Origin of the sequence: Treponema denticola, assembly GCF_024181605.1 — a bacterium.
Taxonomy (GTDB): domain Bacteria; phylum Spirochaetota; class Spirochaetia; order Treponematales; family Treponemataceae; genus Treponema_B; species Treponema_B denticola_B.
Genome location: NZ_CP054477.1, coordinates 1,842,431 through 1,858,934 on the forward strand (window position 1 = coordinate 1,842,431; position 16,504 = coordinate 1,858,934).

A 16,504-nucleotide genomic window follows, 5' to 3' on the forward strand; every position below is an offset into this window, starting at 1 on the left:
TTAAGATAAGAATACCTGCAAAAAACTTATCTTTTTTGCAGGCTTTCATAAATCTAAAGCAGCTCCAAGCGGAGCCGCATAAAATTACTTAGATTTTTTTGCAGTCTTCTTCTTGGCAGAAGAAGCCTTTTTAGCAGGCGCAGACTTTGCCTTTACAGGCTTTTTTCCGGTTGCCTTCTTTACAGCAGCTTTAGGCTTTGCTTTTGTAGTCTTTGCAGCTCCTTTTTTTTCGACAGCTTTAGGTGCTGGCGAAGAAGACTTTCGCGAAACAAGAGCTTTAGGTGTTAGCTTTATTCCGGCTTTTTCCGCATTCTCCAGCTCAACTTGTGCAATCGAAAGAAGGGCAATAGGAACGGAATAAGACGAACATGAAACATAGTTCAATCCGGCTTCCATACAGAAGCGTACGTTTTCGGGACGGGCACCGTGTTCACCGCAAAGACCTAAGTGCAAATCGGGGCGGGTAAGTTTTCCGCGCTGAATTGCTATTTCGATTAAGTCCCTTACGCGGCTGTCAAGCACTGCAAAGGGGTTTCCGTCGATAAGGTCATACATGGTGTAGTCAGGCATAAAGCTGTTAAAGTCATCGCGTGAAAGACCTAAGGTAGTCTGTGTCAGGTCATTTGTACCGAAAGAGAAGAACTCTGCATATTTTGCAATTTCATCGGCACTTAAGGCTGAAGCCGGAAGCTCTATCATGGTTCCAACCTTGTAATCAAGGTCTCCGCCTTTTACTGCAGCTTTTACTTCTTCGGCAATAGCATCGATGCCTAAGTAAGCATGGCCTTCAATCTTCTTTCCGTAAATAATTTGCTTTAATTCTCTAAAGTTCATTATAAGAGGAATCATAATTTCAGGTTTTACATCCACTTTTTCTTTTTTTAGCTTATATGCGGCTTCAAAAATAGCTCTTATCTGCATAGCATAAATTTCAGGATAGCTTATGGCAATTCGGCATCCCCTGTGACCAAGCATAGGATTGATTTCCGAAAGTTTTTCTATTTCCGCAGTTAAGTCCTTTTTACTTATTTTCTTCTTTTGAGCCGTCAAGTATTTTACAAAACCGTCAAGTTCAACATCATTATGAGGCAAGAACTCGTGGAGAGGCGCATCCAACAAGCGGATAGTAACCTCTTTGCCGTTCATAGCCTTAAAGATTCCGTAGAAATCTTCCGTTTGTACTTTTTGAAGTTTATCAAGCACCTTTTTTCTTTCGGCTTCGCTTGGAGCTAAAATCATTTCGCGGAAGGTGTTTATTCTCTTTTCATTAAAGAACATGTGCTCGGTTCGGCAGAGGCCTATACCTTCGGCACCGAAATCTAAAGCAAGCTGAGCATCACGGGGACTGTCAGCATTGGCTCTTACATGGAAGCCGGATAAGAAACTCTTTGCAAGGCTTATAAAGTCTAAAAGACCTGATGTTTCGGGATCGGGTTCAATCAGCTTTGCTTCACCGAAATAAACGGTAGAATCACCGTAATAAGGAACATTGAGCGTAATATAATCGCCTTCGTTTATAGTAACGCCCTCAATAACGGCCTTTTTTCCGCTTATCTTCATATCGGGGCGTACAAGAGATATTTTACCGTACTGCCGGGCAACAACGGAAGCATGGGCCGAATAGCCGCCTTCATTCGATATAACACCTGTAGAAACCTCTATGCCCTTTACGTCTCCTGCATAGGTTGCAGGCATACATAGAATACATCTTGTGTCCAGTCCCTGAAGTTTCGCCGCTCTTTGAGCTTCGATAAGGGAGTCGGCAGTAAAATAGACTCTACCCACTGCGGCACCAGGAGCACCGGCTATACCGCCCTTTGATGACTTCATACCTTTTGTACTCATGATATCTATAACAGGATGTAAAATCTCGTTTAACTGACCGGGCTTAACGGCACGCACAACATATTCGGCATCTACTATTTTTCGATTATATAAATCGAGCAAAATCTGAACCATTGAGATGGTGCTCTTAGCTTCAACCGATTTTTGTTCGATAAGCCAAAGTCTTCCTGCTTCAATGGTAAACCGAATATTGCGGATATCCTTTGTATAATCTTCAAGCTGCCATGCAATTTGCTGGAGGTGCTTCAGGTATTCAGGCTTGATGGAGTTTATATCCTTACCGCCTGCATTTAACTCATTGAACTTTTCTGCAAAGAACTGCCCCTGCAATTTTTTCTCGCCGTTTACAATATTGCGGCTAAAGAAAGAACCTGAATATGAATCTTTACCGTAGTTACCGTAAACCATGGGCTGAATCAAAAGAGCCACATCATGGTCCGTATCCTCTTCAAGGGTTAAAAGCTGTCCTATAAGGCGGATTGACTCTTCAAGCTGGACTTTGCAATCATCAAAAAAGTGTTTAGGTAAGAACTTGGAATATTTATCCATGATGGCACCGGGTTTTAAACCGATTTTACCCATCTTCATTGATTCTTTTATATCATGCAAAACTTTTTCCAAATCTTTAACTTTCTGTTCATTTTTCTCTAATTCTGCGATTTTTAGAACAACGGTTAAAATTCCATTAAGCAAAAACAGAACTTCATTTGCAGCAAAGTCCTCGCCTACATTTTCTTGAAATCCTATTACAGTATCCTTGGTAAGACCGAAGTTATGCAGTGTGGGATAGCTTGTAATAAGCATATTGGGCGAAATAACTAATTTTAAAAGTAATGGAGACTCATCATCCCCGTATTTCTTTTTAACATCTGCACCGAATTTTGTTAAATAAGGAGATATTTCCGTATATATATTTGCATCCCCTATATCCTGCATTACGGAAGCATCTATGATGATACCCGGCAAGATGGGAAGTTTTAATTCTGCAAATTCGTTTGCCTGCCTTCCTCGGATACCCAATAAATTCTTGTCAACTTTTTTGCCGACGGTTTCTTTGCTGTTAAAAAAATGGATATTGTTTGAAATTTTCATTTTTTACTCCTTAAAATAGATTTAAAACGGTATCAGGCGAGCCGCGCAAAAAAGCTTCAAACATAGGGCTGGCACCCTGCCTAAAATATTTTGATAACTTTGAAAGGTCGTTAATTTCTGCTGCAGAAATGGCAAATTGAATTGTGCTTCCGTGTTTAACCTTTCCCCATTTAAATAAGGTATTTATATCTACAATACGCTCTCCGTCATAGTAAACCATAACTTCGGCGTCTTGATATTTAGCTGTATAACTTCGTATAATTCTCTTCCATGCTTCAACATTTCCGTTATGGAATAATTCGTTCGAAACAGGAACAGAAACAAGCTGCGACATCTTTTTAGGCCCTGTGGACACGGCAGACGGGCGCTCCAAATGTGATGGGACGGCCGAGCTAGTCTGCACTTTAGCTGCAACAGCAACAGGAGCAGCAGCCTTAACTTTTTTACCCGCTTTTTTTGTAACAGTCTTTTTAACTTTTACGGGAGCAGCTTTTTTAGGTTCAACATATATAAATGGACCTGCTTTTACAGATGCAGGCACCGAACAAGCTTTCTTTTCAAATAATTTATGAATAGCGGAAACAACGGAACCGGCAAGATCGGAATCAACAGAGCCCCTGTCTTGTTTTCCCACAAATATTAAGAGAAGCTCATTTTTTCTAAATCCCTGAATAACTTGGGCAGCTGCAGGATTTTTCGGGTTTATAACGATAAAACCCAAATCCGGATGATCATAGCCGAAAACCAAATCAATACCGGTCCACTTGGCAACCTCTGCAACAAAAGAGGAAGCATCATCCAAAATAAATTTCAAATTTTCAGATACAACTTTATAATTCCATTTATCAAGCAGAGAAACCGAAAGAATAGCCCTAACCTGCTCCGGCTTAATCATCTGTTCTCTTATCATAAGATTTATCTTGTCCGCAATGTTTTCTTTTGGATTACAGTCCTCTAAAATTTCTATAACAGACTGAATATGTTTAACGGAAACATTAAAATCAGCCTTTTTAGCAAGAGGAACAAAAAAATTAGTCATATTAACCATAATTACTCCTTTTTAAGCAAAAGCCCCCGAAACGGGGTTGTTCCAGGGGCTTAAATTTGAATCAGTTAAGCTCTAAAATTCCAAATTAAATTTCTCTAATTCCTGACTTAGCCTTTCGTCGGCCTCGTCCTGAATCAACAGAGCCAGTCTTTCTTGCCTTAGCGGCACCCTTTTTGGGTCCTCGGCGTTTAGCCGGAGAACTTACAGCCTCAGCTGCAGGAGCCGCAATGGCAGGAGTGCTGTTCAGCATATCGATAAACTGAGAGCGACCTGCAGCTCCACTGGCTTTGGGATCATCATCTTCGACGGCAGCAAAGCTCTGTGCAATATCGGCACGAACTGTGGATCGTCGGCGGCTGAACGAAGCAAATGCTGCGTCGGCAAAGCCCTTTGATACACCGTGCAAGAATTCATTGAGCACGTTGGCCATTCCATCCAATGTAGCCTTCTTTCGCTTGATTGATGTAATATCGAGGTCAAGCAAGAGACCGGGCTGAATGTGGAAGGGGTTGATCAAATAATCGAATTTGTTGAATTCGGCTTCTATGAATGAAAGTCTGTCTTCGATAACGCGCCTTTCGATAGGATATTGATAATCGTATAAATCCTTCATTCTTTTGCGCATGATAATGAGCTTCTTGCGGAGCTTATCCTTTTCGTAGACATAGGTTCTGTTCATCTTTTCAACTTCAGTTTCGGGAGGCTTAACGAAGGAGATTTCATCCCAAACCTTAGCGGTATCTTCGTATACGGGTTCACCGGACTGATCCTTGTACTTTCGTTTGATGAATTTCCTGTAGTTGGCAGCCAAATCGCTAAAGTCTGTGATTTTGGTCATAAACTTGGATTTGTCGTATGTAGCGCGTACTACATCCCACAAGTGCTGAATTTCAGTCTCAAAAGAACTCATCATTACTTCATAAGCCTGTCGTTCTGCAAGTAACTGAGCGTTGTCATAGTACTTGAGACGGATTTGATACCTTTCATCAGGAAGATTGGCGATATCCGTATCATCATATTCGCGCAAGATAAGCTCACGGGCATTCTTTAAGTTTTCGATGTACTGATATCCCATCTTTGAGGTGTCAAGGATTGAGGTAATCGAGTTAATAGCCGTGTTAAATCCGCGGTTTCTGATGTTTTCGAGGTCGATAATCTTTTTGATGTTTTCTCTGATGTTGAGCTGATCAAAGGTCTCAGGATCGATTTCAGCTCTTAAGTTGTTGATTCTTTCCATGAGCTTCTTTGATACTACATCATATCTCTTGCTCTTGGGATTTTCAACATCATCATCGGTAATACCATCTACCTTATCGATTTTTGCAAAAAGGATTTCGCCGTCAGACAATTCATCCAATCCCTGATCAATTCTCTTGTCCTTTATCTTCTCAATTTCTTTGTCAATTACATCCATATAATGATTTGACAATAGGTCTTTGATAAGATATTCGACTGTTGATTGATACTGGAAGATCGGGCTGATAAGTTCCGTATCAAGAATGTTTACGGAAAGCTTAACATCGGTTACAGTCTTTGGTTTGTAGAGGTTGTCTTTAAATGCACACTTTACAATTGAGTATGCGTTTTCACCTCGAACGAAGGCACCTACGTCCGTCTTCTGCCTTAACAATGAGTTTGTTAAGGTTTCCAAATCATTAACACCGCGCTGTACGTGGCCCTGTAAGTGTCCGTACATGTTTACAATCGATTTTTCGATTTCGCCTGTGTTAAACTTGTCAGCACCGCCAACTGCATCAAGAAGGTTTGCGATTTCTTTCGGAGTATAGCGGTCTAAAACCTTCATTTCTTCCCGATCGATAAATCCTCGTACCTTTTTGAGCATTTCATCTTCAGCCGTTACCATGTAGCGGTTGAACATGTTCTGGTAGTTCTGGTTAAAGTAGTTATACAGCTTTTCCTTAACACCGCCCATTACGTCCAATCTTTCAAGGACTTCTTTGGGAAGTTTTGTGGTCAAGTGGTGTAACACTTTGTTTGTTTCTTCTTCAATCAGCTGATTAACTTCTTTCTGCTGATCTCGATAGTCTTGAGCCAATGAGTTTCTCGAACCGACAGCACTGGGCTTCTCGGGATGGAATACATTCGGGCTCTGTGGTAGATCTAAATTTGCCATTCCTAACTCTCCTTACTTTTAGCAATTTTGTTTAATTACAATATATATCACTATTATATAATTATAAACATATTTTGCATAATGTAAAGAGTTTTTATTTAAAGTTGATGATTTTTTTTCAAATATGTTGTATAATACTGTATATAAAGCATAAAAAAGGAGTATTTATGAAAATTAAAAAGGTTTTTTTTATATTTTTGCTTTTGGCAGTGGTTTTATTTAATTTAAATGCAGGTGAAAGAACAATGCCTGTCGACATGATTATAATGATTGACAAGTCATTATCCATGCAGGATCCGGGAAAATTTGACAGTATGCAGCAGTGGGTTCTTGACGAATTGATAGGCCAAATTATCATCACCGGCGATTGGATAAGCATTTATCAGTTTTATGAAAGTCCCGAACATTTGCTTTCAATTGAAATAAAAGGCAAAGAAGACACCGACAAAATAATTAAAACGGTAAATAAAATCAGCCCGAACGGAAGATTTACCGATGTAGGAAAGGCACTGGATAAAATACGGGAAGCCGTAAACCAAAGAGGCGAAAACGGAAGGTATAAGGTTCTTTTTATGTTGACGGATCTGGAACAAGATGCTCCTATAACATCCAAATACAGCGGTAAACAAAAAAAGTTTTCAAGTCCTTATTTAGTTGAGTCAAGAATTATAAAACACGATAATTGGTATGAAATTACGGTTGATATGGGGCTTGAAGACAGGGTTATAAAAACAAGCAAGGCTCTTTTTTCGGATTTAACACAAAACGAAGGCAAAGACAGGGTTCAATCCGACGAAAACACAGCCTTAATCAAAAAAGATAATCCGTAACCATAATTACGAATAAGGATTTAAACAAAGAATGTTCAAACGCATAATGTATGTTACCTCGGCTCTTGTTGTTTTGGCTTTGTTAAGCTTTTTAATTTATTTAAAGTTTATACGGTCAAATACAAAAGGTGAAGAAAAAATTGTTACACAAACAATAATTCCCATAGTTTCCTCACAAATAGATAATGAAAATAAAAAAAACGAAAATTATACCCCGAATTCCGAAGCAAAAATATTTTTGGAATTATTCAATGATGAATCATTTGTGGATGCTATTTCGGATGATTTAAATGAAGACGGCGTAGAAGACCAAATTATCGCAGTAAAAAAACTATTGGATCCTTTTTTATACCTGATTATTTCAATTCAAAACCCAATAACGCAAAAATGGGATAGGGTTGAAGAAATAAGAACAACAATCACACAGCCTAAATCTCTTACATTCTACATTATGAATTTGACGCGGGATCCCAAGTCCCTTATTTATTCGGGAATGACATCGGATAACAGGCAGGTCTTATCCATACATACCGTCAAAAAAGAAAGTAATGATAGTGTTCAGCTTGATCAAATAGCCGACCTACATGCGGATATGCAAATCAGGATTAAGGAGATTGAAACTCAGAACGAAAGCGAATTAAGCCTATCTTCATATCGTATATACACTTATGACTCCGACCCATCGGCTCCAAACACTCTAAACCAAATTGAGACCGAATACACATGGAATGCAAAAACAAAAAAATATGAAGAAGGTTTAAAAAAGACAATTCCGGGTGAAAAAATAGAGATTCAGCTTTTAAGAAAACTTCAAAGCGGAAATATGGAATCCTTTATAGACTTTTTATCCGGATTATGGTTTCAAGAAGATGGAAATAAAGAAACAGGCAGGAGTGTTTATTTTGATAAAAACGACAGTCATATTATTTTTAATTTAGACAATGTTGAAGAAATCTATGAAATAAAAACAACCCTGCCTCGAAGATACGGTTTATTTTTTACAACAAACAATAAATCGATTCCAAATATAATAAGAAGGGTCGAAATTGAAATTAAGGGACTTGATGAAATACAGGTGCGTGTAATAGAAGACGTTTTAAGAATTAAATTCGGAACGGCATCTCTTTGGAACGGAAACTATAAAAAAAACACCAATTTACTTTTAAATAACACAAATGAAAAAGAAAATAATGCGGAAAAAGCAAAAAAAATTTTATCAAAATCTTCGAATCAGTGGAAATCGGTAAATAACACTTTTTTAGACCTTTTAGGAAATTCTTATACTCTTCAACAATCTGAAGATATTGAAAAAGGTTATTTTAATATATTTGAAATAAATGAAAAGATAATAATGCAAATGAAATCGGAAAAAGATACAACTAAATTTTATCTGCTTGAAATAAGTGAAAAGAAAAATGTACAGCGGATGGTTTGGAAAAAAATTAAGTTGAGTATAAATGATGTAACACCTACAGGCGATGAGCCCATTGTCTTTGAAAGAGAAATATAAACCTTTTGACAATAAAAATAAAAGTCATTATAATAAATTCAGAGTATTTAAGTTTTTTGGAGATTAAATTATGAAAATAAAGTTTTTGCTCTTTATCGTTTTAATTGTGAATATATCGTTAATTTCATGCGGTATAGAGGTAGAAGTTGAAGATGTTAAAGGCTCAAGACTTGAACACTTAAATTCCGAGTCAAATAAAGATTCTATATTGATAATTGATGTCAGACCCTATGACCAATATAAAAAAGGACATATTATACATGCTATAAACATTCCGGTAAATGAAATCAAATACCGTCTGCAAGAAATAACAGATTGGAAAAACAAGCCGATTTACATATATTCAATAACTAATGATGAAAGCTTTAAAGCAGCCCAAATACTGGTTGAAAATAGGTTTACACAAATTTATAATGCAGACGGAGTTAATCAATATGATTATAACACCATTAATTATACCTCAGTAAGAGGGATTGTTTTTGAAACAATGTTAAAAGAGCCCGATGTTTTAATACTTGATTGCAGAAATAAATCTTCTTATGACAACGGCCACATAGAAGGGGCTATATCCTTTCCTATGGATGAAGTAAAAAATAATCTTAACAAAATACCTGACAAGAATAAAAAGCTGCTTTTATATTGTAATGTAGGTACAGCCTCTTCAAGAACGGCCCAAGAGTTGATAAATCTGGGCTACACGGAAATTTATAACTCTATTGACGGAGTTGCCGAATATTCTTTTAAACTTGAAAAATAAGGAAACGATAAGAATTAATTTTACATAAGGTGCAAAATGTATTGTCCCAAAATGATTTATCCTCTTGAAAGTTTCATTATTTATGTATAAAATAGCCGGTATGGGTATAAAATCATTTAAAGGCGGAGTGCATCCGCCCGAGCGAAAGGCGGTCTTATCAAGCGACAGCGTCGTTAAGGTATTACCGTCAAATAAATCAGTTTGGATTCCCGTTACGCAGGGAGGCATGCCTAATACACCTCTTGTAAGCGTAGGGGATTTGGTTGCCAGAGGGCAAAAGATAGCCGAAACCGATAAATTTATGTCGGCTCCCGTCCATTCTTCCGTTTCAGGAAAGGTAAAAAAGATTGAGCCTCATCTTGTAACCGGAAATACGGAAAATCTTTGTTTTTTAATCGAAATCGATGAAGAAAATAGGGAAGAGTTTATGCCTCCCCTCGATCCTTTTACATGCACCAAGGAAGAAGCTCTTAAAAGAGTAAGAGATGCAGGCATTACGGGCATGGGAGGAGCATCATTCCCTACTCATGTAAAATTAAGCCCTCCTCCCGATGCAAAAATCGACTATGTAATTGCAAACGGAGCGGAATGTGAACCCTATCTTTGCACGGATGCTGCCACAATTTTTAACGATTCGGATAGCATTGTTGACGGTCTTGCCATCACTATGCGTATAGTAGGCGCAAAGCAAGGAATTATAGCCCTTGAAGACAATAAAAAAGATTTGGTTCCGGTTTTGGAAAAGGCTATTTCAAAAATCAAAGCAAATCCGATTGCTGCAGGTGCTTACGATATAAGCATTCAACTTTGTAAAACAAAATATCCGCAGGGCGGAGAAAAAACTCTTACGGATGCAGTCGTAAATAGGGAAATCCCTTCAGGAGGCCTTCCCTTCCAAATAGGCTGCGTTATTCAAAACGTAGGAACCTTAAAAGCTATTTCAGAAGCCTTCCGTTTGGGTAAACCTCTTATCGACAGAGCCTTAACCATAGGCGGAGGTGCCTGCGAAAAGCCCTTAAATGTAATAGCTCCTATAGGAACCTGTGTCGGCGACCTTATTCCAAGCGTAGTTTCCCTTAAACCCGGAGTTGTAAAAATAGTTTCAGGCGGACCGATGATGGGCTTTGCTATGAAAAACGCCGACTTTCCTATTCAAAAAAACACATCAGGAGTGCTTTTTTTAACAAAGGAAGAAGTTTCTTTAGAAGAAGAAAGCCCCTGTATAGGCTGCGGTAAGTGTATTGACGTATGCAGCTGCCGGCTTTCTCCCGTTTTAATCGTTAGAGCCTTAAAAGCAGGAAATACCGAAGAAGCAATCCGCTGCGGTCTTTTGGACTGCGTAGAATGTGGAACCTGTGCTTATACCTGCCCTGCCCGTATCAAACTTGTTCAAAGGTTTAAGGTAGGTAAGCAAATAGCAAGGGAAGAAAAGCAAAAAAGAGAGGCCAAAGCTGCCGCAAAGGCCGCAGCCGCAGAAAAACAAGCAGCTGAAGCTCAAAAACAAGAGTCTGAGGCTAAAAAAACCGAAGAAGGAGGCAAATAATGGCAGAATCAGATAAAAACGAAATATTTATGTCTCCGGCACCCCATGTTGTAACACCGGTTAAGACTCAAACATTAATGCTGGATGTAATTATAGCTCTGCTCCCCCTGACAGCCTATGGAATCTATCTTTTTTCGATACCGGCCTTGGTTAGAATCATAGTTTCGGTTCTTTGCTGTGTAGGTTTTGAAAGCCTATTTAGGCTTATATGTAATCTGGATATAAGAGTAAAAGACCTTTCAGCAGTGATTACAGGTCTTTTGATAGCCCTTGTAATTCCGCCTAATCTTCCGATATGGATGCTTATTTTAGGCTGTCTTTTTGCAATAGTTGTAGGCAAGGAATTTTTCGGAGGGCTTGGAGCAAACGTATTTAACCCAGCCTTGGTAGGAAGAGCCTTTATGTTTGTAAGCTTTTCGGGAGCAATGACAAGCTGGATACAGCCGGGGAATTCTTTTTTTGATGCAATGAGCACTGCGACACCTTTAAAGCTTATAAATGCAAAAGAAGGCATTGCACTGAGTGCATCCGAAATAGCCAAAACTTTAAATTTGGGCTCAAGCACAGACCTTTATACTCAGCTTATTTTGGGAAACCATGCAGGCTGTATAGGCGAAACAAGCATACTCCTGATTCTTTTAGGTTTTGCATATCTCCTCTTTAAAAAGGTTATCGACTGGAGAACGCCCGTTACTATGATGGTAACAGCCGTTGCAATTACCGCAATTGGAGGTATCAATCCTATTTTAACCTTGACTTCGGGAGGTTTAGCCTTCGGAGCCGTCTTTATGGCAACCGATTATGTAACAAGCCCCGTAACGCCAAAAGGCAAACTCCTTTTCGGAGCAGGCTGCGGCCTTATAACCGGCCTTATCCGCTTATTTTCAGGTATGCCCGAAGGCGTTATGTACAGTATTCTTATAATGAATGCCGTAGTTCCGTTTTTAAACAAAATTATACCCGTAAAATACGGCTATGTAAAACCGCCCAAAAAGAACAAGGAGGCTGCAAAATGAAACAGATGATAAAGTTAGCCCTTACCCTTTCAGCCTATGCGGTCATAGCATGTTTAGCCCTTGCGGCAGTTTACAGCTTTACAGCCCCACAAATTGCTGAAGTAAAGGCGGAAAAAACAAACAGAGCATTAAAGGCCGTTTTTCCTGAAGCTGAAGACTTTAAAGAAATAAGTGCGGAAATCCCCGAAGGCTTAAATAAAACCAAGTTTTTAAATGCTTATACGGCAGTAAACGGCGGAAAAACCGTAGGTCTTACCATAACCGCTAAGGGTCCCACCTATGCAAGTGCAACCATATTGATAGCTATGGACCTAAACAAAACAATACGCAAGATAGAATTCTTAGAGCTTACCGATACGCCCAGCTTAGGAAGCAAGGCTGCAGAAGAACCCTTTGCTGGACAGTTTAACGGAAAGGCTCTTGATTCGGCCTTTGAAGTAAATGCCGATATAAACGCAATCGGAGGAGCTACGATAACCTCGAGGGGTGTTGCAGCCATCGTAAAAGATGCTTCCGTTACGGCAATAGAATATATGACCAAAAATAACTTGGAGGAGGGAAAATAAATGAAAAACTTAAACATTTTCACAAACGGGATTATAAAAAGCAACCCTCTTTTGGTACTGATGATAGGTCTTTGTTCGGCCCTTGCCGTTACAACCAATGTATTAAACGGCCTTGGAATGGGTCTTGCAATGACCTTTGTTATCGTTATGAGCGAGTTGATTATAAGTATTTTTAGAAAATTAATTCCTCAGGATATAAGGATTCCGGTTTTTATCATAGTAATAGCTTCTTTTACGACTATTGTAGACCTCTTGATGCAGGCCTATACCCCTGCCCTCTCGGATGCGATGGGGCTTTTTATTAAGCTGATTGTTGTAAACTGTATTATTATGGGAAGAGTCGAGTCCTTTGCTTCAAAAGAAAGCCCCGGAAAATCCGTTTTGGACGCTCTGGGAATGGGAGTCGGTTACACGATAGTGCTTGTGCTTATTTCGGCCATAAGAGAAATTTTAGGCTCGGGAGCCTTGGCAGGAAATGTCTTTATACCCGAAGCCTATCACATACGCTTTTTTGCAAATGCACCCGGCGGTTTTTTTGTATTCGGGATTATGATTTCGATAAACCTATTTGCAAAAATGCTTTTAGAAAGACCTAAAAAGAAGATTCAAAGCCAGCCTGCTCCGCAAGCCGAGCCGGAAGCTAAAAAAGAGGAGGAGTAAAAAAATGCCCGAAACACTTAGTATTTTTCTTTCTGCAATTCTTGTAAAGAATGTAGTTTTAATGCGCTTTTTAGCCCTTTGCCCCTTTATAGGAATGTCCTCCGACGTAAAAAAATCGGTAGGCATGGGCTGGGCCGTACTCTTTGTTACCCTTTTGGCCACAGCCGTAACCTATCCCATATACAATTATGTATTGATAGGAAACCTCGAATTCCTTCAGACCCTTATCTTTATTTTGGTAATTGCAAGTTTGGTTCAGCTGGTAGAATTCTATCTAAAAAAAGCGGCTCCTGCCCTTTACAGCTCGATGGGTGTTTACTTGGCCCTGATTACGACAAACTGTGCAATCCTTGCCGTTACAATCGATGCCATTGATGAAGGCTATACCTTTGTACAAGCCCTTGTTCATGCGGCAGGTTCTGCCTTAGGCTTTATGATTTCGCTCCTGCTTTTGGCAGGCTTAAGGCAAAGAATAGATAATGCCCCTGTTCCGAAATTCTTAAAAGGTACGCCCATTCTTTTTATAGCGGCAGCCCTTCTTTCCATGGCCTTCGGAGGCTTTGCAGGACTGATTTAAACCACCGGCATCCGTGCCGGTTGGAGAATGTACATCCAGAGTACATCAGCAATGTACTCTGGATTCAACTGCCGCGGCACCCTTGATTATTCAGTATTAATGTTAAAAAACTGTACAAGAGCGCGGATGGGAACCCGACCCGTGCCTCTGACTGTTTATCACCCCAAATAAATCCTTTTATCAGTACCGACATGGAAGTCGGTAAAGCTGTAAGTATGCGATGTTTTAGGCATTAGCCTAAAACTCGAGTTGAAAAGCGTACACGGACGTGCACTTTTCAAACCATCTTCCAAATGACGATTTTCACGGACGGCAGACCACACGAAAGGTATCGTCTTCTCCTCTGTGCTTGATGTCGTTGCCCCGATAGGCACAAGCGGTGTATCTCGCAGAAGATCTCCAGCTGCCGCCGCGTATAACGCGGAAAGAGCCTGAAACTGGGCCCGTCGGATTAGTTTGTCCGCCCGCAGGTGTACTCTCACTGTACCAATCCCAGCACCATTCATATACGTTCCCGCTCATGTCGTAGAGCCCGAAAGCGTTCGGCTGCTTTATTTTTACTTGATGTGTCTTGTTACCGCTGTTTGCACTGTACCACGCATAGTTTACAAGTTCGCTTTCTTCATTCGTTCCTGCCCATTTTTGCCGCGCAGTGCCGCCTTGGGCTGCCCATTCCCATTCAGCCTCCGTCGGCAATCGGAAGCCGTTCTTACTCCAGTCGCATACGGCGTTATTCCAGGTTGTATTATCAGATGTCGGTATAGCGCTAAAGCTCAGTGTGTTGAAGTTGACGCCGCTTACCGTGTAACACGGATCAAGGTTACAAGCGATACTCAGCTTATTGCAAAATGCTATTGCATGATACCAGCTTACATTCTCTACAGGGCGTTTTTCCTGCTCTTCACCGCTTGCAGGACTTGTATCATAGGTGTTATGACCGTCCATTTTGTTTCCCGTATTATCAAAAAAACTCGGATTATTGCCCATCACCGCTTGCCACAGCTCCTGCGTTACTTGGGTCTCTCCTATCCGGTAGGCGGAAAGGCTTACCGTGTGCTCTGGATTCTTACCGCCGTAAGGAGGATTACTGTAATCGGAGTGCCCGATGGTGCCGTTTGTTACCGCCGCAATGTCTTTCATTCTAAAGCGTACGCCTCCTACTATGTAGGTTTCCCCGTGCCGGAATGTTACCTTTACGGTGGTGTTTGCTTCGACTTTTACGGTTGCAGTGGTACTTCCTGCGGTGCCGCCTGCTTTCAGTGCATCGCTCGGCATAACCGTCCATGTGCCTACCTCATAGTCCGTGTGCGGCTGTGCCGTAAAGGTAATTTCGGTATCTTCGGGCAGTCGGTTATCGGATGGGATGTCGGGATCGCTCGTTACCGTGCCGTATGCCGGCGGGGTGAGTGTTACGTTGTACTTGGTAATAGCACCCGCATTCTCTACTGCAAAAACGGCTTTTATCTTTACCGCCCCTTGTACCTTGTGCTTGTATTCAGGCTCGGTAACGGTTTTTGCGCCGTCATCAATTACCCACTTTGTAAACTTGTAACCTGCAAGCGGCTGTGCCTTAAAGGTCAGCTCGGTGTTTCCGGCTACCATGCTGTCTTCGGGCAGTGCAGGCTCTACTTTTACATTGCCGCCGACGTTTTTTTTAAGCGTTACCTTAACCTTAGGTCCGAGTGCACTCGCGCCTCCGCTCCCGCCCGCACTGTTGGGGCAGGCGGTAAACATAAGTGCCAGTGTTAAAGTTGCGGCTGTGATGAGCGCCGTTGCCCCCGTCTTTCCTAAGGCAAATGCCTTAGTCTTTGAATTACTTGTTTTCATAAAATAACTCCTTATTTAGTTGATATTTTTTTTGCTCCTTCTTTGTCCGTCTACCAAAGGGTTCCACCCTTTGGAATCCCGGTAGGTTTAAGGTTTTTTTGGATTGACCTATCCCAATCTGTATGACATTCCGATTATTCCTTTGCGAAGTTGAGCGGAGCTCAAGACTCTGCGTTCTTTGCGGTTTTCTTAAACGGTGTAATATAAAAAACGCACGAAGACAGTGCTCCTGTCCTGTGCGTGTTATTAGTTGAGGAAATTTGTGTGTGTTCTGGGTGCATTGTGCAGATTGCGCACTTATGCCGCTTTGTTTCTTGTTGCTTGTTGCTTGTTGCTTGTTGCTTGTTGCTTGTTGCTAAAAATTGTGTCAGGCACTGTTCGGCGCGTCAAGTGCTTTACTTCTCTTTTCGCATTTTTTTCGTGAGAATATTTGTAATTTCTATCGAATCGTTTATCTATCATTACAGTATAGTGTAGTACGTTTTTACAAAGATTTCAACTTTTTTGGAAATTTTTTTAATTTTTTTATTTAACTGCAGGGAGCGCAAAGGGCACAGAGGAATTTTTTAATTTTCGTTAAAATATACTATTTTTTTCAAATAATTCTTATAAATATAATGGGAAGGGGAAAATAAAAATCAAGGAGAAAACAAATGGTAAAAAGATTTGAAGATTTGACATTAAAGGATGACTTTATGTTCTGTAAAGTTATGCAAAATGAAGGCTTATGTAAAGCACTTATTGAAATGATATTATTTGATACAATAGGTAAAATTGCTTATATCTCGGTACAGCATAGTATTAACACATATGAACAAGCAAAGTCTGTAAGATTTGATGTGTTGGTGCAGACAGAAAACGGTAAATTTTATGATGTTGAAATGCAGGTAAGCAATGAGAGGAATATACCTAAAAGGATGAGATTTTACCAGGCGGCATTAGATATTTCTTTTTTGGACAAGGGTAATTTATATAATAACTTAAACGACAGCTTTATAATTTTTATTCGTGCGGAGGTTTTAATACCCCGACGCTCTGCGTCGTAACAAAAGGTATTAAAACCGACTGCAACCACCTTAAGAGAACAACATACCCCGAT

General features: G+C 40.2%; 13 protein-coding genes and 1 pseudogene. 9 read left to right on the plus strand and 5 right to left on the minus strand.

What is annotated here, in order from left to right; translation table 11 throughout:
• Window positions 1-84 precede the first annotated feature (84 nt).
• The 3 genes from E4N80_RS08635 to cfpA all read right to left on the minus strand — a co-directional run bounded on the left by E4N80_RS08635 (window position 85) and on the right by cfpA (window position 6,119).
• Window positions 85-2,937 carry a putative PEP-binding protein gene (locus E4N80_RS08635; protein ID WP_253698871.1) on the minus strand — a complete coding sequence of 951 codons (2,853 nt, stop codon included), beginning with the start codon at window positions 2,935-2,937 and terminating at the stop codon, window positions 85-87.
• A gap of 10 nt (window positions 2,938-2,947) precedes the next feature.
• Window positions 2,948-3,985: a hypothetical protein gene (locus E4N80_RS08640; protein ID WP_253698873.1), complete on the minus strand. Its 1,038-nt coding sequence runs from the start codon at window positions 3,983-3,985 to the stop codon at window positions 2,948-2,950.
• Between the two features lie 85 nt (window positions 3,986-4,070).
• The gene (gene cfpA, locus E4N80_RS08645) at window positions 4,071-6,119 is read right to left on the minus strand and encodes a cytoplasmic filament protein CfpA (protein ID WP_253698874.1); all 2,049 of its coding nucleotides are present in this window, start codon (window positions 6,117-6,119) and stop codon (window positions 4,071-4,073) included.
• 167 nt (window positions 6,120-6,286) lie between these two features.
• On the opposite strand from cfpA, the gene E4N80_RS08650 reads away from it, so the two are divergent.
• From E4N80_RS08650 to E4N80_RS08685, 8 genes are all read left to right on the plus strand, one after another.
• A complete protein-coding gene (locus E4N80_RS08650) occupies window positions 6,287-6,949 on the plus strand; it encodes a vWA domain-containing protein (RefSeq protein WP_253698876.1) in 663 nt (220 codons plus the stop codon).
• Between the two features lie 31 nt (window positions 6,950-6,980).
• Window positions 6,981-8,459, plus strand: a complete 1,479-nt coding sequence (locus E4N80_RS08655) for a pallilysin-related adhesin (RefSeq protein WP_253698878.1) — start codon at window positions 6,981-6,983, stop codon at window positions 8,457-8,459.
• A 70-nt stretch (window positions 8,460-8,529) separates the two neighbouring features.
• Window positions 8,530-9,216 carry a rhodanese-like domain-containing protein gene (locus tag E4N80_RS08660; protein WP_253698880.1) on the plus strand — a complete coding sequence of 229 codons (687 nt, stop codon included), beginning with the start codon at window positions 8,530-8,532 and terminating at the stop codon, window positions 9,214-9,216.
• A 100-nt stretch (window positions 9,217-9,316) separates the two neighbouring features.
• A complete protein-coding gene (gene rsxC, locus E4N80_RS08665; protein WP_253698881.1) occupies window positions 9,317-10,759 on the plus strand; it encodes an electron transport complex subunit RsxC in 1,443 nt (480 codons plus the stop codon).
• Window positions 10,759-11,775: an RnfABCDGE type electron transport complex subunit D gene (locus tag E4N80_RS08670; protein WP_010694860.1), complete on the plus strand. Its 1,017-nt coding sequence runs from the start codon at window positions 10,759-10,761 to the stop codon at window positions 11,773-11,775. Before rsxC ends, E4N80_RS08670 begins: the two co-directional genes overlap by 1 nt.
• Complete coding sequence (locus E4N80_RS08675) at window positions 11,772-12,341, plus strand: RnfABCDGE type electron transport complex subunit G (RefSeq protein ID WP_253698882.1); 570 nt, start codon at window positions 11,772-11,774, stop codon at window positions 12,339-12,341. Before E4N80_RS08670 ends, E4N80_RS08675 begins: the two co-directional genes overlap by 4 nt.
• On the plus strand, window positions 12,342-13,001 hold the full coding sequence (gene rsxE, locus E4N80_RS08680; protein ID WP_010694856.1) for an electron transport complex subunit RsxE: 660 nt from the start codon (window positions 12,342-12,344) through the stop codon (window positions 12,999-13,001).
• Between the two features lie 4 nt (window positions 13,002-13,005).
• Window positions 13,006-13,578, plus strand: coding sequence for an electron transport complex protein RnfA (locus E4N80_RS08685; RefSeq protein WP_253683461.1), 573 nt, complete (start codon window positions 13,006-13,008; stop codon window positions 13,576-13,578).
• Between the two features lie 303 nt (window positions 13,579-13,881).
• Here E4N80_RS08685 and E4N80_RS08690 read toward each other — a convergent pair whose 3' ends face one another.
• A complete protein-coding gene (locus tag E4N80_RS08690; RefSeq protein WP_253698883.1) occupies window positions 13,882-15,405 on the minus strand; it encodes an SUMF1/EgtB/PvdO family nonheme iron enzyme in 1,524 nt (507 codons plus the stop codon).
• 297 nt (window positions 15,406-15,702) lie between these two features.
• Window positions 15,703-15,867 (minus strand): hypothetical protein, encoded by a 165-nt coding sequence (locus tag E4N80_RS08695; RefSeq protein WP_253698884.1) that lies wholly within the window; start codon window positions 15,865-15,867, stop codon window positions 15,703-15,705.
• A 191-nt stretch (window positions 15,868-16,058) separates the two neighbouring features.
• On the opposite strand from E4N80_RS08695, the pseudogene E4N80_RS08700 reads away from it, so the two are divergent.
• Window positions 16,059-16,409, plus strand: a pseudogene (locus tag E4N80_RS08700) (Rpn family recombination-promoting nuclease/putative transposase); the annotation flags it as partial.
• Window positions 16,410-16,504 lie beyond the last annotated feature (95 nt).

Excerpts from the sequence above, each read along its gene's own strand:
- E4N80_RS08650 (WP_253698876.1), top strand. The coding sequence starts at position 6,287 with ATGAAAATTAAAAAGGTTTTTTTTATATTTTTGCTTTTGGCAGTGGTT.
- rsxE (WP_010694856.1), top strand. The coding sequence starts at position 12,342 with ATGAAAAACTTAAACATTTTCACAAACGGGATTATAAAAAGCAACCCT.
- cfpA (WP_253698874.1), bottom strand. The coding sequence starts at position 6,119 with ATGGCAAATTTAGATCTACCACAGAGCCCGAATGTATTCCATCCCGAG.
- E4N80_RS08690 (WP_253698883.1), bottom strand. The coding sequence starts at position 15,405 with ATGAAAACAAGTAATTCAAAGACTAAGGCATTTGCCTTAGGAAAGACG.
- E4N80_RS08685 (WP_253683461.1), top strand. The coding sequence starts at position 13,006 with ATGCCCGAAACACTTAGTATTTTTCTTTCTGCAATTCTTGTAAAGAAT.
- E4N80_RS08635 (WP_253698871.1), bottom strand. The coding sequence starts at position 2,937 with ATGAAAATTTCAAACAATATCCATTTTTTTAACAGCAAAGAAACCGTC.
- E4N80_RS08655 (WP_253698878.1), top strand. The coding sequence starts at position 6,981 with ATGTTCAAACGCATAATGTATGTTACCTCGGCTCTTGTTGTTTTGGCT.
- E4N80_RS08660 (WP_253698880.1), top strand. The coding sequence starts at position 8,530 with ATGAAAATAAAGTTTTTGCTCTTTATCGTTTTAATTGTGAATATATCG.
- E4N80_RS08675 (WP_253698882.1), top strand. The coding sequence starts at position 11,772 with ATGAAACAGATGATAAAGTTAGCCCTTACCCTTTCAGCCTATGCGGTC.
- E4N80_RS08670 (WP_010694860.1), top strand. The coding sequence starts at position 10,759 with ATGGCAGAATCAGATAAAAACGAAATATTTATGTCTCCGGCACCCCAT.
- rsxC (WP_253698881.1), top strand. The coding sequence starts at position 9,317 with ATGGGTATAAAATCATTTAAAGGCGGAGTGCATCCGCCCGAGCGAAAG.
- E4N80_RS08695 (WP_253698884.1), bottom strand. The coding sequence starts at position 15,867 with ATGATAGATAAACGATTCGATAGAAATTACAAATATTCTCACGAAAAA.
- E4N80_RS08640 (WP_253698873.1), bottom strand. The coding sequence starts at position 3,985 with ATGGTTAATATGACTAATTTTTTTGTTCCTCTTGCTAAAAAGGCTGAT.